Consider the following 20,661-nt stretch of genomic DNA (forward strand, 5'->3'; position numbering starts at 1 on the left):
CTGCGCGTTTGTCCGTCAATCCGCCCAGTACATCCGGTCCGGATTGGTGACGAGCAGCTTGGTTTGCAATTCCAGCGTCGGCGCGATGCGGGGGATCATGTCCACCACATGGCCATCATCGGGAATGTTGTCCTGCATGTTGGGGTGCGGCCAGTCGGTGCCCCAGATCACGCGGTCCTGATAATCCTCCACCAGCGGCGCAACGGCATGGGCGAACTGGTCCCACGGATCGCCGCTTGAATCGAGGCGGTCGGGGCAGGTCGGCTTGAACCAGATATCGTCGCGGCTTTCCAGCAGCGCGCGGAAGGCTTTCATGTCCGCGCCATCGGGCCCTTGGGACACATCCGGGCGGCCCATGTGATCGATGATGATCGGCACGGGGATCGCATCCATGAACGGGCGCAGTTCCTCCAGAATGTCAGCCTCGAAATAAATTACCACATGCCAGCCCCTGGGCAGGCGCGCGGCGACTTCCAGGAACTTGTCCTTGGGCGCATTGTCGACCAGCCGCTTGAGGAAGTTGAAACGAATGCCGCGCATCCCGCCGGTGTGCAAATCGGCCAGCGCCTCTTCCGAAATCGCCGGATCGACCACGGCCACGCCGCGTGCCTTTCCGTTCGACTTGGCAATCGCGTCCAGCGTGGCGGCATTGTCGGTGCCGTGGCAGCTGGCCTGCACGATAACATTCCTGGCAAAGCCCAGGTGATCGCGCAGCGCAAACAGCATGTCCGGCCCGGCATCTTCGGGCAGGTATTTGGCCTTGGGGCTGAACGGAAACTGCGCCATCGGCCCGAACACATGGCAATGCGCATCTACCGCGCCTGCGGGCGGCGTGTAGGCAGGCTTGCTGGGGTTTGCATGCCACGAAGTAATGCGGCCTGATTCTTCAGCGCTCATACGAATACTATTCCATCCATCAGCTTGCGGGCCGTGCGCAGCAGCGCGGCGCTTTCCACTTCGCCATCGCTGCCCACTTGCAGCACGCAGGTCATTTCGCCGGTCGGGTGTTCGACGCTGAGCGTCTTCTTCCGGCCATCGGGTATCTGCGCAACTTCGGCGGCGGGGGAGCCGTCCACCAGTGCCGCAGTCGCTACCGTGACAGCGGCCAGCACGCCGATGGTGGCGTGAGCGCGGTGCGGAATGAAGCTGCGCGTGCAGATTGCGCCGCCATCCTTTGGCGGGGCGACGAGGAACATCTTGGGGACGGACTTGTCCTTCACGTCGCCCAGATTCATCAGCGGACCAGCGGCAAGGCGAATGGCCTCTATCCTGGCGCGCACATCGGCAAAGCCGTCGCCTTCCAGCTCTTCACGCGTTTCGTAGCCGGTCGCGCCCACGTCGGCCGCCTTCATCACGATGCAGGGCATGCCGTTATCGATCAGCGTGACCTTCACGCCTTCAACCACGTCAAAGGCATTGCCGGTGGGCAGCAGCGCGCCGCAGCTTGAGCCCGCCGTATCGCGAAACTCCACCGGGATCGGCGCATGGCTGCCCGGCACGCCGTCAATTTTCGCCGTGCCGGAGTAGTTTACCGCACGCTTGCCGATCTCGTCCGCCGGAGTTTCAATGGTGGCGACCGCCGACTGGCCGGTGTTTTCCATATAGATGGCCACGCGCGTTTCATCGCCCGTCGGCTCCACCAGTCCACGCTCGATTGCGAAGGGGCCGACACCGGCGAGGATATTGCCGCAGTTCTGCGCATCGGTGACAATCGCCTGATCGACGAACACCTGCAGGAACAGGTAATCGACATCGATGCCTTCTCGCTCGCTCTTCTTCACCACGGCGACCTTGCTGGTCAGGGGATCGGCCCCGCCCATGCCATCAATCTGGCGCGGATCGGGGCTGCCCATCACGCCCAGCAGAAATGCCGCGCGCTCGCCCTCGTCAGCCGGGATATCCTCGGCGAGGAAATAGCCCCCTTTGGAGGTCCCCCCGCGCATCCACATGACCGGTGCAGAATTCATCGCAAGTTCCTCAAACCCACTTCAGCCCCATGTCGGTCAGCTTCTGGCGGAAGCCGTACATGTCGAGGCCGAGTACGCCGGCGGCCAGCTTCTGGCGCTTGTCTTCCTCATTGGCCTCGCGCGCCTGTGCCTTCTTCAGCACTTCTTCTGCCTGCTCTCGCTTCACCACGCACACGCCGTCATCATCGGCCACGATGATATCGCCGGGACGGATGAAGGCACCGGCGCAGACCACGTCCACGTTCACGCTGCCAAGGCTGGCCTTGATCGTGCCTTGCGCAAAAATGCGCTTGGACCAGACGGGGAAGTTCATCTCGGTCAGATCGCGGATATCGCGAATACCGGCATCGATGATCAGGCCCTTCACGCCGCGCGCCTGCGCCGATGTGGCCAGCAGATCGCCGAAATAGCCATCTTCGCACGGGCTAGTGGGTGCGATCACCAGAATGTCGCCATCCTGGCACTGCTCGATCGCCGCATGGACCATGTAATTATCACCGGGAGGAACACTGATCGTCACCGCCGAGGCGCCCACGCGCATGCCCGAATAGATGGGGCGCATGTAGCTCGCCAGCAGGCCGGTGCGGCCCTGCGATTCGTGCACGGTGGCAACCCCGCAAGCGCCCAAAGCCTGCACAATTTCCTTATCCGCACGCTCGATATTCTGGACGACAATTCCGGACATTCACCGTTCTCCTGCTCGAATGTTGCTCACTTCAATCGCTGCGGCATCGGTTGACCGCCTCGCCCTCTCTCGTCAAGGCCGCACACGAGCAGCCTCGCAAACTTGTAAGCAACACATACATTATGTAGATCGCGCCGCAGAGAGATGCCAGACTCGAAAGACACCCTTGCAGCCCCGCGTGTGGCTATGATCGGCTTCGGTGAGGCCGGGTCCGCCTTTGCTGCCCCCGGCGGCTGGAACGGGCGGGCCAGCGGATGGGACATCGTGCCCGATCGCTGCGCCGCGATGGCGCAATATGGCGTGACCGCAGGCAGCAATGCGGCGCAGGCTTTGGCCGATGCCGATATCATCCTCTCGCTCGTCACCGCAGACAGCGCAGTCAACGCGGCCAGCGATTATGCGCCACTGATGAAAGCGGGTGCATTGTGGTGTGACATGAATTCCGTTTCCCCCGGTAGCAAGCTGATGGCCGCGCAGGCCGTTACCGCGGCTGGCGGGCGCTATGTCGATGTTGCGGTGATGGCGCCGGTTGAAAAGGGCCGCGATGTGCCGCTGCTGATCAGCGGGCCGGATGCCGAAGTGGCGCGCGCGATGCTGGCAACGCTCGGCTTTGCCAGGGCGCGGATCGTGGGCGACGAGGTGGGCCGCGCCTCATCGATCAAGATGATCCGCTCGATCATGGTCAAGGGCATGGAAGCGCTGACCTATGAGTGCGCCGCCGCTGCCGAAAAGGCCGGCGTGATGGATGAAGTGATGTCCTCCCTCGATGCCTCGGAAAAGGACTGGGACTGGATGACGCGCACCGCCTATAATCGCGAGCGCATGGAAACACACGGACTTCGCCGCGCGGCGGAAATGGAAGAAGTGGCGCGCACACTTCGCGAACTGGGCGTAGAGCCGGTGATGAGCGAAGGTACGGTCACGCTCCAGCGGCGCGCAGCAAAACCCAAAGCCAGGAGGAACAAGGCAGCATGAGCCTGATTATCGATTGTCACGGCCATTACACGGTGCTCCCCAAGGGGCACGACCAGTGGCGCGAGGACCAGAAGGCCGCCTACAAGGAAGGCAAGGCACCTCCGCCCTATCCGGAAATCTCCGATGACGAGATTCGCCAGACGATCGAGGACAACCAGCTCAAGCTGATCAAGGAACGCGGCGCGGATTTCACGCTGTTTTCCCCGCGTGCCAGCGCCATGGCGCATCACATCGGCGATCAGGAAGTCAGCGCGGCATGGGCCACCCATTGCAACAACCTGATCTACCGCGTCACCCAGCTGTTCCCCGATGTATTCATTGGCGGCTGCATGTTGCCGCAGAGCCCCAAGGCCGACCTGACCGCCAGCATCAAGGAGCTTCGCCGCTGCGTGGAGGAGCTGGGCTTTGTCGGCTGCAACCTCAATCCCGATCCGGGCGGCGGGCATTTCACCCATCCCCCGCTGACCGACGAATACTGGTTCCCGCTGTACGAGGTGATGGAGGAGCTGGACGTGCCCGGCATGATCCACGTTTCGGGCAGCTGCAATCCGGCCATGCATGCCACGGGCGGATATTACCTCGCCGCGGACACGGTGGCGTTCATGCAATTGCTGCAGGGCGATCTTTTTGCGCGTTTCCCCAATTTGCGCCTGATCATTCCGCATGGTGGCGGCGCTGTGCCATATCACTGGGGCCGCTATCGCGGTCTCGCCGATATGCTCAAGCAGCCAAGCCTGGATCAGCACCTGATGAACAACGTGTTTTTCGATACCTGCGTCTATCACCAGCCGGGCATCAACCTGCTGGCCGACGTGATCGAGAACAAGAATATCCTGTTCGGCAGCGAGATGGTGGGCGCGGTGCGCGGCATCGATCCGCAGACCGGCCATTATTTCGACGACACCAAGCGCTATATCGACGCACTCGATATCTCTGATGAAGAGAAGCACGCCATCTTCGAAGGCAATGCGCGTAAGGTGTATCCCCGCATGGACGCCATCCTGAAAGGCAAGGGACTTTGAGCGAAACAGACACCCCCTCCGTCGCCACAGGCTTTGCCAAATGCGCCAAGCCCGAGCGTTATATCCAGCAACTCGTCGCGCACTGGGGGCACAAATATGCCACCAGCTATGACGAGGGTGACGGCATGGGCGTGTTCCCCTTCTCCGAGCATGAGACCGCAGTGATGACCGCGCACAAGGACGGCATCGGCATCACGCTGACCACCGGGGACAAGGATCGCAACGAACACATGCGCGGCGTGATCGAGCGCCATATCGATCGCTTCGCCTTTCGCGAGGCGCCGCTGACCTACGAATGGAAAGAAGCCAAGGAATCCTGACATGAGCAATAAGAAAGAGCGGATAGACATTCACGAATATCTCGCCGCATTCGACGATATTCCCGGCACTCGCGTGTTTACCGCACAGCGGGCGCGCAAGGGCTATTGGTTGAACCAGTTCGCCATGAGCCTGATGAAGGAAGAGAACCGCAAGAAATTCCTGGCCGATGAGAGCACCTATCTCGACGACTGGAACCTGACTCCGGCTGCCAAGCAGGCAGTCCTGGATCGCAATTACAATGCGATGATCGATGAAGGCGGCAACGTCTATTTCCTGTCCAAGCTGTTCTCCACCGACGGACAGAGCTTCCAGACTGCTGCGGGTTCGATGACCGGCATGAGCCAGGAAGAATATGCTAAAATGATGATTGATGGCGGTCGTTCACCCGAAGGTGTCCGCTCGATCAAAGGAGGTTACTGAACATGGCACGCGTAACAACGGGCATCACGTCCAGCCACATTCCCGCCCTGGGCGCTGCGCTTCAGACTGGCACCAGCCAGAACGATTACTGGGGTCCGGTTTTTGATGGCTACAAGGCGATCAAGGAATGGATCAGCAAGCCGGAAAACATGCCCGATGTGGTGATCCTGGTTTACAACGACCATGCCTCCGCATTCGACATGAACTGCATCCCGACCTTTGCCATCGGCTGCGCGGACAGCTTCAAGCCCGCTGATGAAGGGTGGGGCCCGCGCCCGGTGCCCGACGTGATCGGCCATGCCGATCTGGCCTGGCATGTCGCTCAGAGCCTGATCCTCGACGATTTCGACATGACCATCTTCAACAAGATGGATGTTGACCACGGCTGCACCGTGCCGCTGTCGATGATGTTTGGCGAGCCTGACGCATGGCCGTGCAAGGTCATTCCGCTGGCGGTCAATGTGGTGACCTATCCGCCGCCCTCGGGCGCTCGCTGCTTTGCGCTGGGTGACAGCATCAAGGCTGCGGTGGAAAGCTTCCCCGAAGACCTGAACGTGCACGTCTGGGGCACCGGCGGGATGAGCCACCAGTTGCAGGGACCGCGCGCCGGCCTGATCAACAAGGACTTCGATCTCAAGTTCATCGACATGCTGATCAATGACCCTGAGACCCTCTCCAAGATGCCGCATATCGATTATCTGCGCGAAGCAGGCAGCGAAGGCATCGAACTGGTGATGTGGCTGATCATGCGCGGTGCGCTGGGTGACAAGGTGAAGGATCTGTACAACTTCTACCACATCCCCGCCTCCAACACCGCGCTGGGCGCGCTGATCCTCCAGCCGGAGGAAACCGCTGGCGAACCGCTCAATCCGCGCAAGGTGCTGAGCGGCCACAGCCTGGCTCCGGCCTGATTTTACGGGCGCCCGCGGAACAATTTTCGCGGGCGCCCTTTCCTTTCACAAGACCCACTCAACCCTGCGCAACAGGAGAGACCCCCCATGAAGATCGCACTCGCCGGTGGCGGCGCTTTTGGTGAAAAGCACCTCGACGGCCTGAAGAATATCGACGGCGTGGAAGTGACCGCGCTGGTTGGCCGCACTCTGGACAAGACCCAGGAAATGGCCGCCAAATACGGCGTTCCGCACGCCACCACCGATTATGAAGCGATGCTGGAGCGCGACGATGTCGACGCGGTGATCCTGTGCACGCCCACGCAGATGCACGCCGATCAGACGATCAAGGCGATGGATGCGGGCAAGCATGTCGAAGTGGAAATCCCGCTGGCAGACAGCTGGGCCGATGCCGAAGCCGTGCTGAAGAAGCAGGAAGAAACCGGCCTGGTCTGCATGGCCGGCCACACCCGCCGCTTCAACCCTTCGCACCAGTACGTGAAGCAGCAGATCGAGAGCGGAAAGTTCAACGTCCTGTCGATGGATGTGGAAACCTATTTCTTCCGCCGCGAGAACAAGAACGCCAAGGGCGAACCGCGCAGCTGGACCGATCACCTGCTGTGGCACCACAGTGCGCACACGATCGACATCTTCCAGTACATGACCGGCGCCAAGGTGATCGCGGCCAATATCCTGCAGGGGCCAAAGCACCCCACGCTGGGCATTGCGATGGACCAGTCGATCCAGATGAAGACCGACAAGGGCCAGATCCTGACCCTGTCGCTCAGCTTCAACAACGATGGGCCGTTCGGCACCTTCTTCCGCTATATCGGCGACACGGCGACCTATCTGGCGCGCTATGACGATCTGTTCACCGGCCGGGATGAGCCGATTGACCTGACCGGCGTGGCCGTATCCAACAACGGTATCGAGCTGCAGGACCGGGAATTCATTTCCGCCATCCGCGAAGGGCGTGAGCCCAACAGCTCCGTGCGCGGCGTGATCGAATGCTATCGCACCATCGGCCAGCTGGCCGCCAGCCTTGAAGCGCAGGACGGCTGGTCCTGATGGCTATCGGTGCGAGAGAGATTGCGGGGCGCGCGCTGCACCCCGTGGGGCTGGGCTGCATGAACCTGTCCTGGGCCTATGGTACCCCGCCCGCGCATGAGGATTGCGTCGCTTTCCTCAATCGCGCGCTGGACCTTGGCTACGATCATCTCGACACCGCGCGCATCTATGGCGCGGGCAAGAATGAGGCGCTGATCGGTGAGGCATTGAAGGGGCGCAGGAACGAATTCTTCCTCGCCTCCAAATGCGGCATTGTGGTGGAAGGTCCCAAGCGCGGGGTGGATTGCAGCCCCGCCGCTCTGGACGCGGCGCTGGACACCAGCCTGGACCTGCTCGGCACCGATCATATCGATCTGTATTACATGCACCGCTTCGATCCCAAGGTGCCGATTGCCGATAGCGTGGGCGCTTTGTCGCGCGCGATAGAGGCGGGCAAGATCGGGGCATATGGCGTGTCCGAATGGTCCGCCGCCCATATCCGCGAGGCCCATGCCATCCATCCGGTGGGCGCGGTGCAGACCGAATATTCGCTGTGGACCCGCAATGTCGAACTGGGCGTGCTGCCCACGTGCGAGGAACTGGGCATTCCGCTGGTGGCCTTCAGCCCCGTGGGGCGCGGTGCGCTGGGCGGGGAGATCAAGGACCCCTCCACGCTGGAAGAGCAGGACCTGCGCCACAAGATGCCGCGCTTCACGCCCGATCACTGGCCGCATAATCTGGCGCTGATCGAACAGCTGGTGGATCTGGCCAAAGGCGCTGGCGTCACCGCCGGCCAGCTGGCGCTGAACTGGGTGCTGGCGCAGAGCGAGGTCATGCATGTGATCCCCGGCACCACCAATCCTCAGCACCTTGAGGACAATTACAACGCCGCCAATGTGGCGATCCCGGCTGACGTGCTGGCAAGGGCCGATGCGCTGATCAACCAGTCCACCGTATCCGGCCACCGCTATCACGATGCGATCAAGCCGACGATCGACACAGAGGAATTCGAGGACGCCTGATGGCATCGGTGCGCGCCCCCATCGGCTATTCCCGGCGCACCACGCGCAAGCCGTTCTTTTATGCCAATGCGCATGAGAAGGACTTCGTACCGCTGGAACCGGCAGAGGTGGACATCACCGATGCGCGCGGCATGGATTGCAGCCTTGATGTGGAGGGCTTCACGCTGGTGGAACATCGCAGCGCGGTGGCCGATCTGACCGATCTGGCGCAGGTGGCCGCCGTGCATGCTGGCGAAATTGCCGACCTGCTGAAAGCGCAGACCGGCTGCGACCATGTGGACATGTTCAGCCGCGGCATATTGCGCTTTTCGGAGCGGCTGGGCGCCAATGACGCGCATGACAATTCGCACCCGGCGCGCTTTGTCCATGTCGATATGGCCAGGGACGCCGCTGCCAAGGCGCGCGAGGCATCGGCCCCCGAAGGACACGCCATCGCCCGCAGCGCGCAATATAATGTCTGGCGCGTGCTCAGCCAGCCGCCGCAGGACGTGCCGCTGGCGCTGTGCGCGGCCAATTCGCTGCAGGATGGCGACCTGATCGATTGCGATGCAATCTTCGATCCGCCCGGCGCGCCCGAATGGTCTTTCGAGAATTACCTGCTGGCGCAAAATCCGGCGCATCGCTGGTACTATTTCGCCGACATGCATCCCGGCGAGGCGCTGATCTTCAAGACCAGCGAAAGCGATCCGGCGCGCGCGCAACTGATGCCGCACGGCGCATTCGATAATCCCATCGCTCCCGCCGAAGCACCGCCGCGCATCAGCCTTGAAATGCGCGGCGTATGCTACTGGTTCGGCTGAAACCTATTCGGCGGCCGCGTCTGTGACTTCTGCCGGTGCCTCTGCCGCTGGCGCAACAGCGACATTATAGGCCGACACGATCTTCCATGTTGAGCCGGTGGCGCGTTGCCACACGGTCTGGCTTTCCAGCGGCATCGTCACCGCTTCACCCGTTTCGGGATCGGTGGTGGTGAAGCTGATCTTCGATGTCACCACCGCCAGATCGTCAGACGCGGAGGCCCAGCCGTTGAGCGGTTCCATCGTCAGCGCGAAATTGGGATCGGCCAGCAGCCGGTCATATTCCTCCACGATCGCCACGCCGCCATCCAGCACCGTACCGTCTGGCTTCACGAGATGGGCGTTATCGGAATAGAGGCGCGCAATACCCACCAGATCGCCCGAGGCAATCGAATCGAGCTGCCCCTGTTCGGTGTGACGGATGGCCGCGACGGACTCAGCCGGATCTCCGCCGCCGCAAGCGGCCAGCAGGGCAATCGGTGCGAGCGATGCCAGGACAATCTTTTTCATTCGGTTTCCCCTCACAATTATCGGCGGTGACACACCGCATTGTGTGAAGGGGGATAGGTGGCCGGGAAATGGCCTGCCTTGATCTGGCGCAATATAGGAAATGGCCGGGCGGCCACCGCGCAGCACCTTGCCGCGCGGTGGCGCCTTGCATCAAAGCTGCGAATACAGCGCCAGCAGATTGGCCCAGGCACGCTCGGCCTCGGCTTCGTTGTAAACGGGGCTGTCGAGCACGGTCCAGCCGTGGTCCCCGGCGTAAACCTCGATTGTCGCATCAAGGCCCGCGGCATCGGCAGAAGCGCGCAGTGCAACCTTGTCGTCAGGCGCGTTGGCATCGTCGTTCTGGGCAATGGCGATCAGCGCGTGAGCATCGGCTGCCACATCGTCGAACATGTTGACCGGCGCATTGGCCGCCTCTCCCACGAGTCCGCCGCCGTGGAAGCTGCCCGCTGCCTTCACCCGGCCGGGGACTGCGGCAAGGCCGTAGATCGTCCAGCTGCCGGTCATGCAATAGCCCTGCGTGCCGATGCCACGCGATGAGTCCACCGCCGCCTGGCCATCCAGCCAGCCGACCACGGCACGCACGGTTTCCATGATCGCTTCCGGCGTATTCTGGGCCATCCACGGACGCACTGCGGCAAAGCCATCATTGGCGCGCCAGTCCTCGAAATCGGCAAATTGCGGTGCCGGCGCGCTGCGGTAATAGGGATTGCCCAGGAACACCGCATAGCCCGCTTCAGCCAGCCGCCGAGCCATCGCCTTCTTGGCATCGCGAATACCGGCAATGTCCGGCCACATGATCACCGCGGGATGCTTGCCGGTGGCCGGGTGATAGAAGAACCCGTCCATCGTGCCGCCCGGTGCGGCGAAGGAAACGGCGGTTTCCACCACCCCGCCCGACGCTGCATCGCTGGTGGTGGTGCAGGCCGCAAGCGTTGCGCCCGCGCCTGCCACCACGCCCAGATGGGCAAACTGGCGACGATTAATGCCGCCCTTCAGCGTTGCCATTCCGTCCAGAATATCCTGATCGCACATAGTGACCTCCCCAATTGCTCTTGATGTGATCCTCTTGATTGGCCGCGAGGATATCAGAGCAAGGCGTAAGGTCTAGGCCCGATCGCGCATCAGCATCAGGTCAGATCGTCCAGCTTGATGATCAGACCTTCCTCTGCGGCCTTCATCGCATCGCGGCGCAGCTGCTCGATCTTCAGGCGGCCGGCAGGGGCCTCCTCATCCGGCAGAGCCGCCATGATCTTCGCGTGATTTTCCTCAAAATCCGGGCCGTGTTCAGGGTGGGTCAGGATCAGCCCGTCCTGCCGCGTCATGCCGCGCAGGATCTTGGTGCCCACTTCATAGGGGTCCATCCCTTCCTCGAACGCCGTGCCGAACTGGGCCAGCTGCTCATCCGAAGTCTCGGGAAAGCCGCTTTCGCCAAAGCCATCGGGCCGCTTCATCGCGCTGGTCCAGGCATTGGTGCGGGTCAGTGCCGGGCAGCACAGCGAACAGCCGATGCCGTGCGGCGCAAGGTTGTAACGCAGGCTCTCCGTCAGGCCGCGCACGGCGAATTTGCTGGCGGTGTAAATGCCCGCCTGCGGACCCGGAAGGAAGGCGGCCATGCTGGCAATATTGACCACGTGGCGGCGGCCCTCGCTGGCCTTGATCGCGGGCAGGAAGCTGACCAGGCCGTTGACCACGCCGCCGAAGTTAACGCCCATGATCCAGTCATAATCGTCATAGCTGGCCTCATCCGTGGGGCCGAACACGCTGACCCCGGCGTTGTTCACCAGCACGTGCACTTCGCCAAAATGATCGACCACCTGCCGGGCGGCCTTGGCAAAACCCTCGCGGTCGGTCACGTCCAGCTTGATGAACAGCGGCTGGTCATAGCCCTTGCTCTCGAACCACCTGGCCGTGGCCGCCTTGTCATCCTCATTGCGATAGGACAGCGCCAGCTTCATGCCCGCATCGGCGAACGCCTGCGCCACGCCAAGGCCGATGCCCGTAACTGCACCCGTGATGAAAGCCACGCGGCCTTCCCATTCCTTGGCCCAACCTTCAGCTTGCTCGCTCATTTCCCAAATTCCCTCTCGCCAAAACAGTATCGTTCGTTAGGGTTGATAGTAAGATTTTTGGGAGAGTCGACAATGAGTGATGTGGAAGCCCGTCTGGGTGCGCTGGAACTGCGTGTACGCGAACTGGAAGACATGGCCGCGATCCGCCGCCTGCACTGGGCCTATGGCTATTACATCGATTTCAACCGCCCGGACGAAGTGGCGGACCTGTTTGCCGAAGATGGCTGCGTGGTCTTCCTGTCGGGCGAATATGTCGGCCATGCGGGTGTAAAGCGCCTGTATGGAGACTGGATCGCCGGGCGCTTTACCGGCGGCAAGCCCGGCCCCGTCAACGGCCTGCTGCTCGACCATTTCCAGATGCAGGACATCGTCACCGTGGCGCCGGACGGGATGACTGCGAAGGGCCGTTTCCACGGCATTCTGCTGGGCGGCTGGCACGATGATTTCCAGGACACGCGCGAGGAAATGATGCCGCAGCAGTTCATGGAAGCAGGCATTTACGAGAATGATTACGTCAAGGTGGACGGTGTGTGGAAGATCAAGCGGCTGGATTACATGATGCAGTGGCAGGGCGATTATGAAAGCGGCTGGGCACACACCACCGCGCATCTGCAACCGGCCACCAAGCTGTTCCCGGAAGACCCGCTCGGTCCTGACCGGATCCTGACTGCGGACCAGCACCGCCAGACGTGGCCGTTCCGTCAGGATGTGCCGATGCACTTCGCCCATCCCAAATTCGGCATCGCCTTTGCGGAACAGGCCGGCAAGTGAAGCCCGCCCCCTCGGCCCTGCCTTGGGATACGGGCGCGCCGCCCTTCGATCCGCGCGATACGGCAGCACGTGAAACGCTCTCCACCCGGCAGGTGGCGGAGCGCTTCATCCAGCTGTTCTATGTCGAGGATAATCCCACTGACGCATTCACCTGCTGGATGCATCCTGACTATATCCAGCACAATCCCAACGCCCCCACGGGCCGCGATGCCACGCTGGACATGATGCAGGCGAGCATGGCGCGCCTGCCCGACCTGACGCATGAGGTGAAGCGCGTGGTCTGGGGCACGGATGATCTGGTGGCGGTGCATTTCCACTTCCGCCGCGAGAAGGGCACGCGCGGCCACGCCATTGTCGATATATTGCGCGTGGCAGGCGGCTATATTGTCGAGCACTGGGACGTGATGCAGGAGGTGCCCGATCCGGCGACCTCCAAGAACCCGAATGGAATGTTCTGATGACGAAACTGGAAGACGGCAGTGAAAAGGGGCTGAAAGGCCACTTCAAGGAAGATTTCAGCCACCGCACCCGCATTGGACTGGCCCCGCGTTCGGGCCATGTGGACCGCGATGCTCCGTACAAGCGGATCGCGATAGAGGAGGCATGGACCTTCCCCGCGCTGGTAAAGGCGCAGGTCGAATATCTCGAAAGCGGCGAAGCGCCGGAGGACGATTCGCTGCGCATGGCGGGCATGTTCGCCAAAATGCCCAGCCTGCAGGACATGCTGCAGGATCTGGGCGAACTGCGCATCAGCCATATGGACGAGCTGGGGATCGACCGGCAATTGCTGCTGCTGACCGCGCCCGGCGTGCAGGTGGTGCGCCCCGGTGAAGGCACTGCTCTGGCGCGGCAGGCGAATGACATTGCCGCCGCGGCCTGCCGCAAATATCCGGACCGCTTTTCCGCCTGCGCCGCCTTCGATCCGCGCGATGTGGAAGGGTCGGTGAAGGAGCTGGAGCGCGCGGCGAAGGAGCTGAAGCTCAACGGCGCCGTGCTCAATTCGCACTTCCAGGGGCATTATCTGGATGAGCCGGAATTCGCGCCCATCCTGGAGGCGCTGGAGGCCAATGACCTGGCGCTGTATATCCACCCCACCGCACCCTTCAACGGCGGCCATTACGAAAAGCGCGGCTTCTTCGGCGCACTGGGCGGCTTCCCGCATGATGTCTGGCTGCACACGATGGGCCTGATCATGTCCGGCGCATTCGACCGGTTCCCCAAATTGCGGCTGGTGATCGGCCACATGGGCGAATGCATGCCGCTGCAATTATACCGGTTCGACTGGATGCAGGGCAATGCCGATGGCCGCCCGCGTCCGCTGATCGACGGGGGCGAGCAGATCAAGTTGCAGCACCCGGTCAGCCATTATTTCAGGAACAATATCTGGATCACCACCAGCGGCGTGGCGTGGGAACCTGCGATCAAGTTCTGTCAGGATGTGCTGGGCCCGGACCGCGTGATCTACGCAATGGATTACCCCTACCAGCAGAGCTACGATGAAGTCGCCGCCTATGACCGCATGGACATGGACCCCAAGGTCAAGAAGATGCTGATGGAAGACAATGCGCGGGCGGTGTTCCGGATAACCGGATGACACTGCGCGAGCGCGCCGATTGATCAGGCCGCCAGTCGGCCCAGTTCATCCACCACAGACGGGTGAATCTGGCCAAAGAAGCGAATGCTTGCGCGCTTGCCTTCTTGCCATAGAACGCGGCCGTTGATGTCGATGCGGCCGGCGATTTTCAGGTGGAGGAAATCCAGATCGCCCTCCCAGTCGACCGGCGCTTCGCAGGAACAGCCGTCGGGCGTGATATCGGACAGGGCAACCGCGAAGGAGCCGCGATCGAGATCGCATTGTGCGCCTATGCGCGACGTCTTGCACCTGACCTTACGACTTGGCATTTCGCCCTCCGCACAAATACAGCAAGACCTGTATTACGCAGGCATGGTTAACACCGGGTGTTCGGCCTGTTCATCAAGCGGTCGGGCATAAAAAGGGGCGGCACTGCCTGAGCGCCGCCCCCCTTTCTTGGTCCGTTCTGAAAACCGCAGAAATCAGCCCCAGACTTCCTTTGCCACTTCGATGCACAGGCTGATCTTGTCGGCCTGCTGCTGGGTGGTGATGTCATTGCCGTGCACCGTGCTGGCAAAGCCGCATTGCGGCGACAGCGCCAGCTGATCCAGATCGACGAACTTGGCCGCCTCATCGATGCGGCGCTTGATATCGTCCTTGGTTTCCAGATCGCCCAGCTTGGTGGTGACCAGACCCAAAACCACGGTCTTGCCCTTGGGCAGGAAGCGCAGCGGGGCAAAATCGCCAGAGCGGGGATCGTCATATTCCAGGAAGAAGGCGTCGATATCCAGCTCGTTGAACATGATCTCGGCCACCGGCTCATAACCACCTTCGGCGGCCCAGCTGCTGCGGAAATTGCCGCGGCACAGGTGGATCGCCTTGATCATGTCAGCCGGAGCGGAGGCGAAGCTGTCATTGATCAGCTGCGCATATTGGCGGGTGGTGGCATCTGGGTCCATGCCCCGTTCCGCCGCCGCCGCGCGCTGCTCATCGTCGCACAGATAGGCAAGGTTGGTGTCGTCCATCTGGATGTAGCGGCAACCGGCATCGGCCAGGCTGGTCACTTCGGCGCGGTAAGCCGCCGCCACATCGGCATAGAACTCATCCATCGTCGGATAGACATCTTCGGGAATGCCCGAACGTCCGGCGCGGAAATGCAGCATGGACGGCGAGGGAATGGCTACCTTGGCCATATGTCCATCGCTCACCTTGCTGGCCAGGAACTGGTAATCGGCCAGCTGGATCGGCTTTTGATGCCTGATCTTGCCGTTGATCACCATCACCGGCGGGGCGAATTGCACATCCTTGCCGGCATCGTTCTTGAAGGCTTTCTTCAGCCCGCCCTTTTCCTCCACGCCAGCAAGCTGGAGCAGGAAATCGGTATGGAAGAAATAGCGCCGGAATTCGCCATCGGTAATGGCTTTCAGGCCCAGCCCTTCCTGCCAGGTAACAAGGTCGGCAATTGCCGCATCCTCGATCTGGCGCAGGTCTTCATAGGAGATATTATTGGCCGCGCGGTGATTGCGTGCTTCAATCACCGATTGCGGACGAAGAAACGAGCCGACATGGTCGGCGCGCGAAGGCAGTTTCGTTGTCATCTAAAATGTCCTGTCTAAGCAATGATTTGGCTAGACCAGGGTCATAACGCGGGCTCGCGCTCGACTGGACAAAAGGGCGATAGACCCATTTGCCAGCGCGCTGCAACTGGGAAATTGCGCTTGATCCTGCGCGGCGCTTTTGTATGCAAAACTTACAAAATCGCGGCTAAGCGCGAAACATATGGAAATGGGTTGGGAGAGTAGTCCGATGGCATTGGCAAAATGGATCGCGGCATCATGTGCTGCGCTGGCGCTGGCAGCTTGCGGAGAGGCGGAACCTTCCTTCTCCGGCCCCGCGACGCAAGGCGTGACAGACGCGATGCTGGCCGCTGCGGACGGCAACGAATGGCTCACCTATGGCCGCGATTATGGCGAGCAGCGCTTCAGCCCGCTGACGCAGATCAGCGCCGCCAACGTGGGTGACCTGGGCCTGGCCTGGTATGCCGATCTGGATACCGCCCGCGGGCAGGAAGCCACTCCGCTGATGCATGACGGCGTGCTCTATGTCTCCACCGCCTGGAGCATGGTGAAGGCCTATGATGCCAAGACCGGTACTCTGATCTGGGAATATGACCCCGAAGTCCCGCGCGAAACGCTGGTGCGCGCGTGCTGCGATGCGGTGAACCGCGGCGTGGCGCTTTATGGTGACAAGGTGTTCGTGGCCACGCTGGATGGCCGTCTGGTCGCTCTCGACCAGAAGACCGGCGCCGTGGAATGGACCAGCACGGTGGTTCCCAATCAGGAAGATTACACCATTACCGGCGCCCCGCGCGTGGCCGGTGGCCGCGTGTTCATCGGCACCGGCGGCGCGGAATATCGCGCGCGCGGCTTCATCGCCGCCTATGACTGGGAGAACGGCGAGGAGCTTTGGCGCTGGCACACCGTGCCGGGCAATCCCGCTGACGGTTTCGAGAATGATGCGATGGAAATGGCCGCTTCCACGTGGGGCGGCAACTGGTGGGAACTGGGCGGTGGCGGCACCGTGTGGGATTCGATTACCTATGACCCGGTGAATGACCTGGTGCTGTTCGGCACCGGCAATGCCGAGCCGTGGAACCCCGCAGTCAACGATCGCAATGCCGTGGCCAATACGCAGCCCGATACGCAGGGGGACAATCTGTTTACCTCCTCCATCGTGGCACTCCATGCCGACAGCGGCGAATATGCCTGGCACTTCCAGCAGACGCCGGAAGACCGCTGGGACTATGATTCCAATGCCGGGATCACCCTGGCCGACATGACCATAAAGGGTGAACAGCGCCACGTGGTGCTGCACGCCCCCAAGAACGGCTATTTCTACGTTCTGGATGCGGCCAGCGGCGCATTCATTCAGGCCGAGGCGTGGACCGCACTCAACTGGTCCACCGGCATCGATCCGGTCACCGGCAAGCCCGAAATCAATCCGCAGGCCCGCTATGAGCTGACCGGAGAAACCTGGACCGGCCTTCCCGGTGCAGCCGGCGCGCACAGCTGGCAGCCGATGAGCTATTCGCCCGATACCGGCCTGGTCTATATTCCTGCCAACCTCACTGCATTCCCCTATCGCGCAGCGGGCGATGACTGGGAGCCGAGCGCGCTTGGCTTCCAGACCGGGATTGACGGCGCCGGCACTGCCATGCCGGCCATTCCAGAAATCCGCCAGGCTGCTCTCGATGCCACCACCGGCGCGCTGGTCGCGTGGGATCCGGTGGCCGGACGCGAGGCATGGCGTCACGATTACATAGGCCCGTGGAACGGCGGCACGCTGGCGACGGCGGGCAATCTGGTGTTCCAGGGCAGCGCAGGCGAGCAGTTCGCGGCGTTCAATGCAACATCAGGTGAGCGGCTGTGGTCCTTTGCCACGCAGAGCGGGGTGATGGCCGCACCGATGACCTATGCCATCGACGGCGAACAATATGTCGCCGTTCTGGTGGGCTGGGGCGGCATCTGGGATATCGCGCCCGGCGTGATGACCGCCAAGTCAGGCCGTCCGCGCAATATCAGCCGCCTGATGGTGTTCAAGCTGGGCGCTACCGGGCAACTGCCCGCACCGCCTGCGCTGGCTGAGATGGTCCTCGATCCGCCCGCCTTTACCGGTACGCCCCAGCAGGTCGCCGCAGGGGCGCAAAGCTATGGCCGTTACTGCGGCGCCTGCCACGGCGATGCCGGCATCGCCGGTGCGCTCAATCCCGACCTGCGCCATTCGGGTGCAATCGGCGATGGCGATGTCATGCGCATGGTGCTGATCGATGGCGCGCTGCATGAACGCGGCATGGTGTCCTTTGCATCGGTGCTGAACGCCGATGATGCAGAGAACATCCGCCAGTATCTGATCAGTCGCGCCAATGAGGACAAGGCGCTGGAGAATCGCTGAGCGCGGCGCTTGTCTGGCGCGCAAATTCGGTTCATCGTAACGATCGTTAGCTTGGCCGCGCACGCATAGGCAGCGTGCGCCGCCTCTGTTAGATTGTTCGGCAAATAGATTCGTTTCGGAGAAGGAAAACCCGCCCATGAATGAAGTGACCACTATCGATCGCACCCAGCGCGAATATTCGGCTGCCGTGAAGAAGGCCCTGGCCCGCAAGCCGCAGCTGTTCATCAATGGCGAGTGGGTCGACAGCTCCGGCGATGCGACCATCGATGTCGAGGATCCGTCCTCGGGCAAGGTCGTCTCCAGCTTCGTGGAAGCGACCGACAAGGACGTGGACCGGGCCGTGGCCGCTGCCCGCGTTGCCTTTGATGATGAGCGCTGGCGCGGCATGCCGCCGATCGCGCGCGAAAAGATCATGCACCGTCTGGCCGACCTGATCGAAGCCCATGCCGACGAATTCGCCGAGCTGGAAGCCATCGACGTGGGCAAGCCAAAGGGCATGGCCGCAATGATCGACGTGCCCGGCGCCGTCGCCCACATCCGTTACATGGCTGGCTGGGCCGGCAAGATCAACGGTGAGACGATTGCCCCCTACACCATGCCCGGCGGCATGATGTTTGCCTATACGCTGAAGGAGCCGGTGGGGGTGTGCGCGCAGATCGTGCCGTGGAACTTCCCGCTGCTGATGGCCTGCCTCAAGATCGCCCCGGCGCTGGCCGCTGGCTGCACCACCATCCTCAAGCCTGCCGAACAGACCAGCCTGACCGCGCTGCGTCTGGCCGACATGGTGATGGAAGCCGGCATTCCCGCTGGCGTGGTCAACATCATCACCGGCTATGGCCACACCGGCGGTGACCGTCTGGTCAAGCACCCTGACGTGGACAAGGTGGCCTTCACCGGCAGCACCGAAATCGGCAAGCTGATCAACAAGAACGCCACCGATACGCTCAAGCATGTGACCCTGGAACTGGGCGGCAAGAGCCCGGTTGTGGTGATGCCCGATGTCGACGTGGCCGAAACCGCACCCGGCGTCAGCCAGGCGATCTTCTTCAACTCGGGCCAGGTGTGCGTCGCCGGCTCGCGCCTCTATGCGCACAAGAGCGTGTTCGACAAGGTGGTGGAAGGCATGGCCGAAACCGCCGAATTCTGGGCACCGCGGGCCAGCCTTGATCCCACCGCCCACATGGGCCCGCTGGTCTCTGCCGAACAGCACGAACGCGTGATGGGCTACATCGATGCCGGCAAGCGCGATGGCGCTTCGGTACTGATGGGCGGCGATGTGCCGTCCAGCGATGGCGGCTATTACGTCAACCCCACCATCCTCACCGATGTGAACCCGCAGATGAGCGTAGTGCGCGAGGAAATCTTCGGCCCGGTGGTGGTCGCCCAGCGTTTTGACGACATCAACGATGTGGTGAAGGAAGCCAATGACACGCAATACGGCCTCGCCGCCGGTGTGTGGACCAAGGACGTTTCCGCCGCCCATCGCATCGCCAGCAAGCTGCAGGCCGGCACGGTGTGGATCAACTGCCACGCCATGATCGACACCGCCATCCCGTTCGGCGGCTACAAAGAATCCGGCATCGGCCACGAACAGGGCCGCCTGGGCCTTGAGGCTTATCTGGAAACCAAGGCAGTCATGATGAAGCTGTGATGCGCTGAAACGCGATTGGGGCCCGCCTTCGGCATTGCCGGGGCGGGCCTTTTCGTGTTCAGCCTCACAGGACAAATTTGCAGCAGGAAATCGCCATGCCCATCGACCTCACCAAGATCCGCGCCATCGACATGCATGTGCATGCGGAAGTCAGCTGCCACGATCCCGAAGATCCGATCATGGGCAAGTTCTTCGATGCCGCCAGCACCTATTTCAAGGCGCCGCGCGAACGGCCAAAAATGCCCGAGATCATCGAGCTTTACCGTGAGACGCAGATCGCCTTCGTGATGTTCACCGTCGATTGCGAAAGCGGCATGGGGGCCAAGCGCGTCTCCAATTACGAGGTGGCGGAGCTGGCGAACAAGAATGACGATATCTGCATTCCCTTCGCCTCCATCGATCCGCACAAGGGCAAGTATGGCGCGCGCGAGGCGCTCGACCTGATCGAGAACCACGGGGTCAAGGGCTTCAAGTTCCACGGCATCGCCCAGAATGCCCATCCGGCGGACCAGATGGGCTATCCGATTTACGAGGTGATCAACGAATACAAGCTGCCCGCCATCTTCCACACCGGCCATTCCGGCATGGGAACGGGGATGCGCGGCGGCGGCGGCATGCGGCTGAAATTTGGCGAGCCAATGCTGATCGATGATGTCGCGGTGGATTTCCCCGACATGAAGATCATCCTTGCCCACCCCAGCTGGCCCTGGGTTGACCAGAGTCTGTCGATGGCGCTGCACAAGACCAACGTGTTCATCGACCTGAGCGGCTGGAGCCCCAAGTACTTCCCGCCGCAGGTGATCCAGCACGCCAATACGCAGCTGAAGAAGAAGATGCTGTTCGGCACCGATTTCCCGCTGATCCACCCGGACAAGTGGATCGCCGCAGCCAAGGAAGTTGGCTTCCGCGAGGAAGTGATGCCCGGCATCATGAAGGACAATGCCGCGCGGGTGCTGGGGCTGGCCTGAACCTTCGCGGCGATAATGAAAA

The 20,661-nt window shown here is 62.0% G+C and carries 22 protein-coding genes; 14 read left to right on the forward strand and 8 right to left on the reverse strand.

The window, feature by feature from the left end:
- Positions 1-15: 15 nt before the first annotated feature.
- The 3 genes from GRI32_RS05850 to GRI32_RS05860 are packed head-to-tail and all read right to left on the reverse strand — an operon-like array spanning position 16 to position 2,652.
- Positions 16-897 (reverse strand): amidohydrolase family protein, encoded by an 882-nt coding sequence (locus tag GRI32_RS05850; RefSeq protein ID WP_160590414.1) that lies wholly within the window; start codon positions 895-897, stop codon positions 16-18.
- Positions 894-1,949 (reverse strand): 4-oxalomesaconate tautomerase, encoded by a 1,056-nt coding sequence (locus GRI32_RS05855; protein WP_160591063.1) that lies wholly within the window; start codon positions 1,947-1,949, stop codon positions 894-896. The genes GRI32_RS05850 and GRI32_RS05855 overlap by 4 nt, the downstream gene beginning before the upstream one ends.
- Before the next feature lie 28 nt (positions 1,950-1,977).
- A complete protein-coding gene (locus GRI32_RS05860; RefSeq protein WP_160590416.1) occupies positions 1,978-2,652 on the reverse strand; it encodes a 4-carboxy-4-hydroxy-2-oxoadipate aldolase/oxaloacetate decarboxylase in 675 nt (224 codons plus the stop codon).
- A 186-nt stretch (positions 2,653-2,838) separates the two neighbouring features.
- Here GRI32_RS05860 and GRI32_RS05865 point away from each other — a divergent pair, with 186 nt between their 5' ends.
- The 8 genes from GRI32_RS05865 (at position 2,839) to GRI32_RS05900 (ending at position 9,149) form a co-directional block, all read left to right on the forward strand.
- Positions 2,839-3,627: an NAD(P)-dependent oxidoreductase gene (locus GRI32_RS05865; RefSeq protein WP_237437453.1), complete on the forward strand. Its 789-nt coding sequence runs from the start codon at positions 2,839-2,841 to the stop codon at positions 3,625-3,627.
- Entirely contained in the window at positions 3,624-4,649 is a 1,026-nt protein-coding gene (locus GRI32_RS05870) for an amidohydrolase family protein (protein WP_160590419.1), read from the forward strand. Before GRI32_RS05865 ends, GRI32_RS05870 begins: the two co-directional genes overlap by 4 nt.
- The gene (locus tag GRI32_RS05875) at positions 4,646-4,969 is read left to right on the forward strand and encodes a DUF2218 domain-containing protein (protein WP_160590421.1); all 324 of its coding nucleotides are present in this window, start codon (positions 4,646-4,648) and stop codon (positions 4,967-4,969) included. The genes GRI32_RS05870 and GRI32_RS05875 overlap by 4 nt, the downstream gene beginning before the upstream one ends.
- A 1-nt stretch (position 4,970) precedes the next feature.
- Complete coding sequence (gene ligA, locus GRI32_RS05880; protein ID WP_160590423.1) at positions 4,971-5,390, forward strand: protocatechuate 4,5-dioxygenase subunit alpha; 420 nt, start codon at positions 4,971-4,973, stop codon at positions 5,388-5,390.
- A gap of 2 nt (positions 5,391-5,392) precedes the next feature.
- Entirely contained in the window at positions 5,393-6,301 is a 909-nt protein-coding gene (locus tag GRI32_RS05885; RefSeq protein WP_160590425.1) for a class III extradiol dioxygenase subunit beta, read from the forward strand.
- Between the two features lie 87 nt (positions 6,302-6,388).
- Entirely contained in the window at positions 6,389-7,348 is a 960-nt protein-coding gene (locus GRI32_RS05890; protein ID WP_160590427.1) for a Gfo/Idh/MocA family oxidoreductase, read from the forward strand.
- The gene (locus GRI32_RS05895) at positions 7,348-8,349 is read left to right on the forward strand and encodes an aldo/keto reductase (RefSeq protein ID WP_160590429.1); all 1,002 of its coding nucleotides are present in this window, start codon (positions 7,348-7,350) and stop codon (positions 8,347-8,349) included. Before GRI32_RS05890 ends, GRI32_RS05895 begins: the two co-directional genes overlap by 1 nt.
- Complete coding sequence (locus tag GRI32_RS05900) at positions 8,349-9,149, forward strand: CmcJ/NvfI family oxidoreductase (RefSeq protein ID WP_160590431.1); 801 nt, start codon at positions 8,349-8,351, stop codon at positions 9,147-9,149. Before GRI32_RS05895 ends, GRI32_RS05900 begins: the two co-directional genes overlap by 1 nt.
- A 3-nt stretch (positions 9,150-9,152) precedes the next feature.
- Here the strand turns inward: GRI32_RS05900 and GRI32_RS05905 are convergent, their stop codons facing one another.
- The 3 genes from GRI32_RS05905 to GRI32_RS05915 form a co-directional block, all read right to left on the reverse strand.
- The gene (locus GRI32_RS05905; protein ID WP_160590433.1) at positions 9,153-9,656 is read right to left on the reverse strand and encodes a YybH family protein; all 504 of its coding nucleotides are present in this window, start codon (positions 9,654-9,656) and stop codon (positions 9,153-9,155) included.
- A gap of 150 nt (positions 9,657-9,806) precedes the next feature.
- On the reverse strand, positions 9,807-10,688 hold the full coding sequence (locus GRI32_RS05910) for a dienelactone hydrolase family protein (protein WP_160590435.1): 882 nt from the start codon (positions 10,686-10,688) through the stop codon (positions 9,807-9,809).
- 95 nt (positions 10,689-10,783) lie between these two features.
- Positions 10,784-11,725, reverse strand: a complete 942-nt coding sequence (locus GRI32_RS05915; protein ID WP_160590437.1) for an SDR family NAD(P)-dependent oxidoreductase — start codon at positions 11,723-11,725, stop codon at positions 10,784-10,786.
- A 72-nt stretch (positions 11,726-11,797) separates the two neighbouring features.
- On the opposite strand from GRI32_RS05915, the gene GRI32_RS05920 reads away from it, so the two are divergent.
- The 3 genes from GRI32_RS05920 to GRI32_RS05930 are packed head-to-tail and all read left to right on the forward strand — an operon-like array spanning position 11,798 to position 14,090.
- Positions 11,798-12,496 carry a nuclear transport factor 2 family protein gene (locus GRI32_RS05920; RefSeq protein ID WP_160590439.1) on the forward strand — a complete coding sequence of 233 codons (699 nt, stop codon included), beginning with the start codon at positions 11,798-11,800 and terminating at the stop codon, positions 12,494-12,496.
- The gene (locus GRI32_RS05925) at positions 12,493-12,954 is read left to right on the forward strand and encodes a nuclear transport factor 2 family protein (RefSeq protein ID WP_160590441.1); all 462 of its coding nucleotides are present in this window, start codon (positions 12,493-12,495) and stop codon (positions 12,952-12,954) included. The genes GRI32_RS05920 and GRI32_RS05925 overlap by 4 nt, the downstream gene beginning before the upstream one ends.
- Entirely contained in the window at positions 12,954-14,090 is a 1,137-nt protein-coding gene (locus GRI32_RS05930) for an amidohydrolase family protein (protein ID WP_160590443.1), read from the forward strand. The genes GRI32_RS05925 and GRI32_RS05930 overlap by 1 nt, the downstream gene beginning before the upstream one ends.
- A gap of 23 nt (positions 14,091-14,113) precedes the next feature.
- Here the strand turns inward: GRI32_RS05930 and GRI32_RS05935 are convergent, their stop codons facing one another.
- Both GRI32_RS05935 and GRI32_RS05940 read right to left on the reverse strand, forming a co-directional pair.
- Positions 14,114-14,398 carry a hypothetical protein gene (locus GRI32_RS05935; RefSeq protein ID WP_160590445.1) on the reverse strand — a complete coding sequence of 95 codons (285 nt, stop codon included), beginning with the start codon at positions 14,396-14,398 and terminating at the stop codon, positions 14,114-14,116.
- Positions 14,399-14,551: 153 nt separating this feature from the next.
- Positions 14,552-15,667 carry a 5-methyltetrahydropteroyltriglutamate--homocysteine S-methyltransferase gene (locus GRI32_RS05940; RefSeq protein ID WP_160590447.1) on the reverse strand — a complete coding sequence of 372 codons (1,116 nt, stop codon included), beginning with the start codon at positions 15,665-15,667 and terminating at the stop codon, positions 14,552-14,554.
- A gap of 208 nt (positions 15,668-15,875) precedes the next feature.
- On the opposite strand from GRI32_RS05940, the gene GRI32_RS05945 reads away from it, so the two are divergent.
- The 3 genes from GRI32_RS05945 to GRI32_RS05955 all read left to right on the forward strand — a co-directional run bounded on the left by GRI32_RS05945 (position 15,876) and on the right by GRI32_RS05955 (position 20,639).
- Positions 15,876-18,020, forward strand: a complete 2,145-nt coding sequence (locus tag GRI32_RS05945) for a PQQ-dependent dehydrogenase, methanol/ethanol family (RefSeq protein ID WP_160590449.1) — start codon at positions 15,876-15,878, stop codon at positions 18,018-18,020.
- Positions 18,021-18,156: 136 nt separating this feature from the next.
- A complete protein-coding gene (locus GRI32_RS05950) occupies positions 18,157-19,671 on the forward strand; it encodes an aldehyde dehydrogenase family protein (protein ID WP_160590451.1) in 1,515 nt (504 codons plus the stop codon).
- Between the two features lie 95 nt (positions 19,672-19,766).
- On the forward strand, positions 19,767-20,639 hold the full coding sequence (locus tag GRI32_RS05955) for an amidohydrolase family protein (RefSeq protein WP_160590453.1): 873 nt from the start codon (positions 19,767-19,769) through the stop codon (positions 20,637-20,639).
- Positions 20,640-20,661 lie beyond the last annotated feature (22 nt).

This window comes from Alteraurantiacibacter aestuarii, assembly GCF_009827405.1.
Taxonomy (GTDB): Bacteria; Pseudomonadota; Alphaproteobacteria; order Sphingomonadales; family Sphingomonadaceae; genus Alteraurantiacibacter; species Alteraurantiacibacter aestuarii.